Annotated in this window: 11 protein-coding genes; 2 read left to right on the top strand and 9 right to left on the bottom strand. The window is 37.5% G+C overall.

Translation table 11 applies throughout. From position 1 onward, the window contains the following. Positions 1-44: 44 nt before the first annotated feature. From AAEY57_RS18265 to merR, 7 genes are all read right to left on the bottom strand, one after another. Positions 45-1,271 carry an ATP-dependent nuclease gene (locus AAEY57_RS18265; protein ID WP_350608469.1) on the bottom strand — a complete coding sequence of 409 codons (1,227 nt, stop codon included), beginning with the start codon at positions 1,269-1,271 and terminating at the stop codon, positions 45-47. 215 nt (positions 1,272-1,486) lie between these two features. Next, a complete protein-coding gene (locus AAEY57_RS18260) occupies positions 1,487-1,924 on the bottom strand; it encodes a MerR family transcriptional regulator (RefSeq protein ID WP_008110853.1) in 438 nt (145 codons plus the stop codon). Between the two features lie 113 nt (positions 1,925-2,037). Beyond that, entirely contained in the window at positions 2,038-3,477 is a 1,440-nt protein-coding gene (merA, locus tag AAEY57_RS18255; protein ID WP_008110852.1) for a mercury(II) reductase, read from the bottom strand. Between the two features lie 20 nt (positions 3,478-3,497). Next, complete coding sequence (gene merC / locus AAEY57_RS18250) at positions 3,498-3,917, bottom strand: organomercurial transporter MerC (protein ID WP_008110850.1); 420 nt, start codon at positions 3,915-3,917, stop codon at positions 3,498-3,500. Further along, complete coding sequence (gene merP, locus AAEY57_RS18245; protein WP_350608468.1) at positions 3,917-4,201, bottom strand: mercury resistance system periplasmic binding protein MerP; 285 nt, start codon at positions 4,199-4,201, stop codon at positions 3,917-3,919. The genes merC and merP overlap by 1 nt, the downstream gene beginning before the upstream one ends. Before the next feature lie 46 nt (positions 4,202-4,247). After that, positions 4,248-4,595, bottom strand: a complete 348-nt coding sequence (locus AAEY57_RS18240) for a mercuric transporter MerT family protein (protein WP_008110845.1) — start codon at positions 4,593-4,595, stop codon at positions 4,248-4,250. 190 nt (positions 4,596-4,785) lie between these two features. Continuing rightward, a complete protein-coding gene (merR, locus tag AAEY57_RS18235; protein WP_033011277.1) occupies positions 4,786-5,157 on the bottom strand; it encodes a mercury resistance transcriptional regulator MerR in 372 nt (123 codons plus the stop codon). A 350-nt stretch (positions 5,158-5,507) separates the two neighbouring features. On the opposite strand from merR, the gene AAEY57_RS18230 reads away from it, so the two are divergent. Continuing rightward, positions 5,508-6,131 carry a recombinase family protein gene (locus AAEY57_RS18230; RefSeq protein ID WP_008467336.1) on the top strand — a complete coding sequence of 208 codons (624 nt, stop codon included), beginning with the start codon at positions 5,508-5,510 and terminating at the stop codon, positions 6,129-6,131. A 61-nt stretch (positions 6,132-6,192) separates the two neighbouring features. Here AAEY57_RS18230 and AAEY57_RS18225 read toward each other — a convergent pair whose 3' ends face one another. Further along, positions 6,193-6,540, bottom strand: coding sequence for a type II toxin-antitoxin system RelE/ParE family toxin (locus AAEY57_RS18225; protein ID WP_024608499.1), 348 nt, complete (start codon positions 6,538-6,540; stop codon positions 6,193-6,195). Further along, positions 6,524-6,799 (bottom strand): type II toxin-antitoxin system Phd/YefM family antitoxin, encoded by a 276-nt coding sequence (locus tag AAEY57_RS18220; protein ID WP_024608500.1) that lies wholly within the window; start codon positions 6,797-6,799, stop codon positions 6,524-6,526. Before AAEY57_RS18220 ends, AAEY57_RS18225 begins: the two co-directional genes overlap by 17 nt. A 232-nt stretch (positions 6,800-7,031) precedes the next feature. Here AAEY57_RS18220 and AAEY57_RS18215 point away from each other — a divergent pair, with 232 nt between their 5' ends. Continuing rightward, the gene (locus AAEY57_RS18215; RefSeq protein WP_350608467.1) at positions 7,032-7,229 is read left to right on the top strand and encodes a hypothetical protein; all 198 of its coding nucleotides are present in this window, start codon (positions 7,032-7,034) and stop codon (positions 7,227-7,229) included. Positions 7,230-7,301: the final 72 nt, after the last annotated feature.

Here is a 7,301-nt window from a genome sequence, read left to right as displayed (position 1 = left end):
GTGACCAAGGTGATTATTATGCCTTGATCTGATCACTACATATTCTATAAGTTCAATTTATAATGATCTTGCCGTGGCTCATCGCTATCTTCAGGCAATAATAAGGATTGAACCTTTGTACATATATTCTCATTGTCTAATCGAAAATGACGTATTTGTGTTGGTTCTATACGCCCAACCAATGAAGCGGAGTGTGTAGAAATAACTGATTGACAGAGTTCAGTCGCGCCATAATTTTTTACTAGCTTTATTATTCGACCTAAATAGTGTGGTGATAAATGGTTCTCAGGCTCCTCAAGCACAATCAAGCTAAAAATAGGTAGCTTCATCTTATCAGCATCAAAATTTGATGGTTGATTACTAACAACAGCTTGTCGTGTCGCTTTATCTATATCAAATAATGCTTTGGTTAGAGCAAAGTAAACTAGAGATTTTTGGCCATCACTCAGTCGACTAGTATCAACCTTGTTTCCAGTTGCATCTGGCATAAACTGAAGCTGTATAAGTCTCAATATTTCATCCACATCACCGACAGGAAAATTAAGCCCAGCTTGATTGAGATGACGCCCCTTGTATATCTCCTGCCAATTGTGATTAATGGCTTGTGTAATCTGGGTTAAAGCTAGGTTGTCTGATGCTAATTGGTTCAGTTGCTGAGCTTGTGCTTCAAAAGACTCTTGCTCCCCCTCTGACCATTTAATCGCCTTGAGCAAACGGCCCAATATGGCTTTTGATGAGTATTTTAACTGAACTAATGGATCTCTATTGGCAGGTACATAGTTGACTTGAATCGCATTCCTTTGGGTTGCAGATAAACGATGTTTGTTATCGTCTTCAGGTTCTTCCATATCGCCATCGATTACCCAAATATTTTCGTCTACATCCCCTAGAGGGTTGTAATCAAAGCTTATGCTTGCTTCTAAGCGAACCCTAAATATGATTTCACCTGTTGAACTAGATGCTGTAAGTCCATTAATTAAAGGTGGAATCGATGGATTTCCGTTTGCATTTGCAAGACTGAACCATGCCTCTATTGTTAAATTTCTTGGTGTTACAGGATCCACATCGTCAGGTAAGTGAAAATCAGAAGGTATAATACCACGTAAAGAATGGTCGATTGAAAACAACTTATTTAGAGCTTCTAACGTGGCACTTTTTCCTGTTCCGTTATGACCAATAAAAACTGTTAGCTGAGGATCAAACTCTATCGTTTGAGGATGGCTTATAGATATGCTTTTGTAGCCAGATACCACTAGTTTCTTTAATAACATGCTTACCACTTTTTTTGTAGAGGATTCTGTTCAAGTCGCTTAAATAATCAAGAAATCTAACTATACCTTAAGTAATCAATTGATAAGTAAACTCTAGCATATTAAGCGGTGAGAATTTTTTAGAAATATCATGTTTTGGATAAGAAATTTTAATCGTTGAGAAAGGCCTATCTAAAACGTTTTGGGGCAAAGGTGTGAACTGTTCTATAATTGTTCTAATTGCAAAACTCTTCAATTTGGTTTGTTACTAGATTTAAAAATACTTTTCTATGCTCGATTTTAGTAAGTAGCAGCTTTTGGATGTCTTCAGGAACTTTTCTTTCTCCTGCATCTATTGCCATTAGTAATGGCTTGATATCAACTACAAGAAGACCTGCCGCCCTTGCTGCTCGAATGAACTTTAATCTCTTTAATGCACATAAGCCGTAAAGTGAATGGCCTGACTTAGTTTTTTCTTCGCAGTGTACTAAGTTCTCAAGAACATAATTTCTTACCGTATGGACAGATGTTTGTGCAGCTAGTGCCAGTTGAGAAATACTCAAAGGAAAATCCAACGCATCATCATCACTACTAATGAACTTATTGATGTCAGGTATCTCTGTCAAAAAACTGACTTCACCAACAGGAATGTTTTCAACCTTAGATTTAATCATGATTTAGCATGCTTCCAATTTGTGTTGTTAATGGAATGCCTTAAGATATCTTGATTACATTCAATCAATTGGCACTCCATTAACATTTCTGTAAGTACATTACCGTTAAATGATTACCCTGCGCAGCAAGATAGCTCTTTAACGTCTTTGCTAAAGGTTTGAGCGCATAACTTCAATCCTTCAACCATCGTCAAATACGGAAATAGTTGACCTGCCAATTCTTCGACTGTCATTTTATTATGAATAGCAAGAGCCGCACTTTGAATCAGTTCTCCACCTTCATGTGCTAGAATCTGAGCGCCTAATATTTTCCCAGTAGATTTGTCAGCAACCAATTTGATAAAACCATCCGTTTCAAAATTGGCTAATGCTCTTGGGACATTTTCCATGTCCAAAACACGACTTATCACTTCAAATCCACCTGTTATGGCCTGCTCCTCGGTTAATCCAACAGTAGCCACTTGTGGGTCAGTGAATATAACAGCAGGCATGGTAGATAGGTCGAGTTGAGCATTTCCACCTGTCATATTAATTCCAGCTCTACTTCCGGCAGCAGCAGCAACATAGACAAACTGTGGCATATTAGAGCAGTCTCCAGCAGCATAAATGTTAGCTGTTGACGTTTCCATCATACTATTAACAACAATGGCACCACTTTTATCTGTTTCAACACCAACATTTTCTAAACCAAGCTTGTCAGTATTTGCATGACGGCCAGTAGAAATAAGCAGTTTTTCAGCGGTTAATGTGCCTTCGTTAGTTTCTAATGAAAACCCATTATTACTGTAAGAAACATGATTTGCTTGGGTATTGTTAAGTACACGAATGCCTTCTTTTTCAAAGCATTCAGTCAGCTTTTCACCTAATAACGGATCTTCTGCGTATAAAAGCGTATGTCGCGCTAATACTGTTACACTACTACCCAAACGGGCATAAGCTTGCGCAATTTCCAGTGCGATAACAGAAGAGCCGATGACAACCAGACTACTTGGTAACACGTCAGAAAATAAAGCTTCGGTTGATGTCCAATAAGGTGTATCAACTAACCCATCAATTGGTGGAATGCTTGGTGTAGAGCCTGTAGCAATTAAAATGCGATCTGCAACTAACTCTTCTTCACTACCATCAGCCATTTGAACTAGCAAGGTATTTTCATTTTTAAAACGCGCATAACCTTTAAGTAAAGATAGCGCGGGGTTATTCTCTAAAATACTTTGATATTTAGCACCACGTAATTCTTCAACGCGAGCAGTTTGCTGATGTGCTAATAAGGAGCGGCTAAGTTGTGGTTGAATATTCTCTAAACCATCAAACGGGTTAGTACGCTGCTGGTGCGCTAATTGTGCAGCACGGATCAATATTTTTGAAGGCACACAACCTACATTGACACAGCAACCTCCGATAACATCAGCTCCCTCAATGATAGTAACTCTTGCTCCGCCTTCTGCGGCTTTAATAGCACTGGCAAAAGCTCCTGAGCCACTACCAATAATGGCGACATGTAACTGTTCTGGCTGAGAGTTATCTGACGAGCAACAACTATTCGTTGACATATTTTATTCCTCTTTAAACGTTAAGCGGTACAAGTTTCATCGTCACAGCGCTTATTCGCTGGAGAAACCATGTCCCAAATTGATACGGCAACCATCAGTCCTAACCCAGTATAGGTAGCGTATGAACTCCAGCCATATTGAAACCAAGGGTATAAGGATAATAAGACTAAAACAGGTCCAGTTATGCCTATGAGAGTGCGTTGCCATTGGCGGTGACTAAACCAACCTAAGATATTCATTGCCAGCGCTAATACTGCAAACAGTGGTAACAACGTATTGATAAATACCCCTTCCCACTGACTAAGAAATCCCATCCCAATTGCCGCACCAAGACTAGCTATCGCGGGAAAACACATGGCGCATCCCATTGCCGAAACAAGTGCACCTATAGAGCCTGCTTTATCTCCGATACGCGTAACTAGTTCTAAGGGGCTAAACATTACTTATTTTCACTTTTTAAATTTGAAGGGTAGCCAGCGTTGGTAGTCGCTGCAATTAATGCATTGATGCTGGTTTTAGTGTCATCAAAAGAAACAACAGCTAGCTTAGGCTTGTAGGTAACTTTCGCATTTTCAACGCCATCAACATTTTCTAATGACTTTTTAACTGTGATTGGACATGTCGCACAGTTCATCGTTGGCACTTCCAGTGTAACTGTTTTTACTTCAGCAAAAGCACCAAAACTAGAAAGTGAAAGCAGTGCGGTTAATAATAATTTTTTCATAATTAGCTCCAAATTTTAAAATGTTATAAATTTCTTGATCTGTATATTAAGCAAACAAAAGTATCCAATAATTACTGGTCACTAAAATTGTCGCAACTATAGCGCTCAGCCAGAAAATGACTTTTCGTTGTTGCTGTTTCTTAGGAATTGCACAGGCCGTTCCCGGCTCACACTCTTCTACAGGACGGTAAATTTTCCAACCTGAGTAACCAAACAACAACACTACAAATGCGATAAATAATGGCCTATAGGGTTCAAATGCAGTTACATTACCAATCCATGAGCCACTTACCCCAAGTAATAACAGGAGCAAAGGACCTACACAGCATACGCCTGCGCCTAATGCTGCTATGATGCCTCCTATCATTGGAAGGTTTGATTTTTTTTGATTCATATAGATACCTCATTAAGTGATAATGCAAGTGTATTGCATGTACCTAAGTACGGAGTCAAGGGTGATTTATAAAAAATTTATCTTTGATAATCTGCTACGACAGATACGGGGAATAAGCTAACTTGAATTAAGGCGCAGAAGTAAAATTGGATATGCTGTTTTAGTGGGAAATGGTAGTTAAGTGAATCATTTACTTCGGTTGCAACGAATCAATTATTGGGCAGTGGCTATCGTCATCATTATTTTGGCATTGTCCTAAATGTTCTTCCAAAGCGTGTTCTAACAACAACAAGTCAGCCATCTTTTTTTGTACTGCGATCAGTTTTTTATTAGCTAATTCTTGTACTTTACTACATGGACTATCGTTTAACGCAAGTAACCCTTCAATCTCATTTAGCGTAAAACCTAATTCTTGAGAACGCTTGATAAAATGTATTCTATTTACCGTTTCTTTCGGGTAATGTCTATAGCCCTGCATAGGCTTTGGTGGTTGTTTAATTAAGCCTTTGCGTTCATAAAAGCGAATTGTTTCGACATTTACACTCAGTTCTTTAGCCAACATACTTATGGTTCGTTTAGACACGTTATCAATTACCTTACTGACTTTTTGTTTACTTACTTTATATCTAATTAAAGTGACCATCAATGAATACCAGTTTAAACATCGCTAATTGATTTTGTTTTTTCTTCTATTAAATAAGTAAAGTTACCGTTGTTACAACAATATTAAACCACAACAATGTATGGTTTATCCTTTTTCATTATCAAAGTCCAAATTAGTGTTATTACATGCAGTTCTACATGAGTACACCCTAAAGATACTGTTAATATATCACAGGCAATTACGTAATGACACCACTTAAATAAACCTATATGATATGACACCATCTAAATAGACCTAATTAGGCAAAAATGTTCATAAGAGCATATTTACGAGCATCAACTTCTGAGCAAGATGCAAATAGAGCAAAAAGCTCATTAAAAAAATTCGTTTCTGGCTTCAGCAAACGAATTGCTTCTTTTTATATAGAAAATAAATCTGGTAATTCTTTAGATAGACCAGAGCTAATTCGTTTATTGGATGAATCAGAGTCCGGTGATGTTTTGTTAGTTGAATCAATCGATCGTTTAACAAGGCTAAGCCCTGATGATTGGAAAACTCTTGTAGCCTCAATAAATGAAAAAGGAATTAGTGTTGTTAGTTTAGATCTACCAACCAGTCATTTAACATTTGGCAGTTTTCCAAGTGATGATTTTATGAGATCAATACTTAGTGCTATTAATAATATGCTGTTAGAAATATTAGCGGCCAGTGCATATAAAGAATATCGAGAACGTGAACGTAAGCAAAAAGAAGGTATTGTAAAAGCACAGCAAAAGGGACTTTATCACGGTCGTCAGCCTGATTTAGAGGCTCATGATAGGATTGCCTCGTTTACTGAAGCTGGATTTAGTATTAATAAAACGGCTGAAGCAGTTGGAGTTAGTCGAAGTACGGTAATTAGAGTTAGAAAAAAGCTTAAAAATTTAGACTAAGGTTAATTTCGAGGGGATGGGCGCAAAACCCCTGTTAGGGCGCAAGAAAATAAAAAAGTTCTTAAATATGCATCAGACAGTAGTCTGTCAGGGCCCTTTCTATATCTTGTTTTTGTGATAAAAATACATCAGCCACTACTTTACTTTCATCTTTTATGACGCGGTATAGTATTCGAATGCCGCCTTTGTTGTACTCTCTCCATGTTTTAATTCCAAGCTCTTGCATTAGAGGCGGTGATATTTGGCAAGATTCCGGTGCTCGTTTTATTCTTTCCTCAAAGTCATCTATTATTTTCTCTATTTTACTAATAACTTCTATTTCAGTTGAGTAGTATGATAGATGATTGATTAGGTTTTCCGTTGTCTTATAAAATGATTCGGTGTATTCAATCTCAAATTTTTGCGTCATTATTTATTTTCTCCGCTTCAAGTTTACGATTGGCTAATCGTTTCTTGAATGAAGCACTAGACATAACTCTGTTGTTTTTTGAATCTTCTACAGAGAATGATAAAAGCTTCAATAAAGCGACCGCTTCATCTCTTCTTTTCTTCTCTGCAAATGACTCAATAACAAACGATGGGATTCCGTTCTGAGTTATAATCATAGGCTCATCAAGTGTTAAAGTAGCCGCATTTTTCTTTAGGTAGCTGATAGTCTCAACTCTCATGGTATTCACCTCTTTATTTGTTCCAAATTAAGCACGAAGTATTCAACTGCTTACTTAAATTATAGCATGAGAATAATAAAAGACTAAATTTAGTCTTTATTTAGGCTTCCCCACAAGGTGTATATCTTTATTTTAAGGTTTATCCACGAGTACCTTAGGGTAAGTCTTTTTGTGTGTAGATTTTTTTAGTTGATATACTCCTCCTAAAGAAGAATAAATAAGGATTCTATTCGTGACGTTTTTAATTGGTTTTGGAATATTGTTAGTTTTAGTCATTCTACTTTTTATTGTGGAAAGCACAGCGCCTACTGTTCACGTAGAAGCCCCGCAGATAGTCGGTTTATTTCATCTAATCATTTTTATCTGTGCGGGTATGTTCGGTTGGGGGGCACAAGAGTATGTGACAGAAGAGTGGTTTGGTTTATCGTAAACGTCCGGTGATCATCACCTAGATATTGATATTCCAAGGCAATAATTGTTCTATGTCTGGCTCAGGCTGACA

The sequence above is a fragment of the Pseudoalteromonas sp. MER144-MNA-CIBAN-0113 genome, assembly GCF_040308965.1.
GTDB classification, from domain to species: domain Bacteria; phylum Pseudomonadota; class Gammaproteobacteria; order Enterobacterales; family Alteromonadaceae; genus Pseudoalteromonas; species Pseudoalteromonas tetraodonis.
This window is presented reverse-complemented; position numbering and strand designations above follow the sequence as displayed.

Excerpts from the sequence above, each read along its gene's own strand:
- merA (WP_008110852.1), bottom strand. The coding sequence starts at position 3,477 with ATGTCAACGAATAGTTGTTGCTCGTCAGATAACTCTCAGCCAGAACAG.
- AAEY57_RS18240 (WP_008110845.1), bottom strand. The coding sequence starts at position 4,595 with ATGAATCAAAAAAAATCAAACCTTCCAATGATAGGAGGCATCATAGCA.
- AAEY57_RS18260 (WP_008110853.1), bottom strand. The coding sequence starts at position 1,924 with ATGATTAAATCTAAGGTTGAAAACATTCCTGTTGGTGAAGTCAGTTTT.
- AAEY57_RS18265 (WP_350608469.1), bottom strand. The coding sequence starts at position 1,271 with ATGTTATTAAAGAAACTAGTGGTATCTGGCTACAAAAGCATATCTATA.
- merP (WP_350608468.1), bottom strand. The coding sequence starts at position 4,201 with ATGAAAAAATTATTATTAACCGCACTGCTTTCACTTTCTAGTTTTGGT.
- AAEY57_RS18220 (WP_024608500.1), bottom strand. The coding sequence starts at position 6,799 with ATGAGAGTTGAGACTATCAGCTACCTAAAGAAAAATGCGGCTACTTTA.
- AAEY57_RS18225 (WP_024608499.1), bottom strand. The coding sequence starts at position 6,540 with ATGACGCAAAAATTTGAGATTGAATACACCGAATCATTTTATAAGACA.
- AAEY57_RS18230 (WP_008467336.1), top strand. The coding sequence starts at position 5,508 with ATGTTCATAAGAGCATATTTACGAGCATCAACTTCTGAGCAAGATGCA.
- merR (WP_033011277.1), bottom strand. The coding sequence starts at position 5,157 with ATGTTGGCTAAAGAACTGAGTGTAAATGTCGAAACAATTCGCTTTTAT.
- merC (WP_008110850.1), bottom strand. The coding sequence starts at position 3,917 with ATGTTTAGCCCCTTAGAACTAGTTACGCGTATCGGAGATAAAGCAGGC.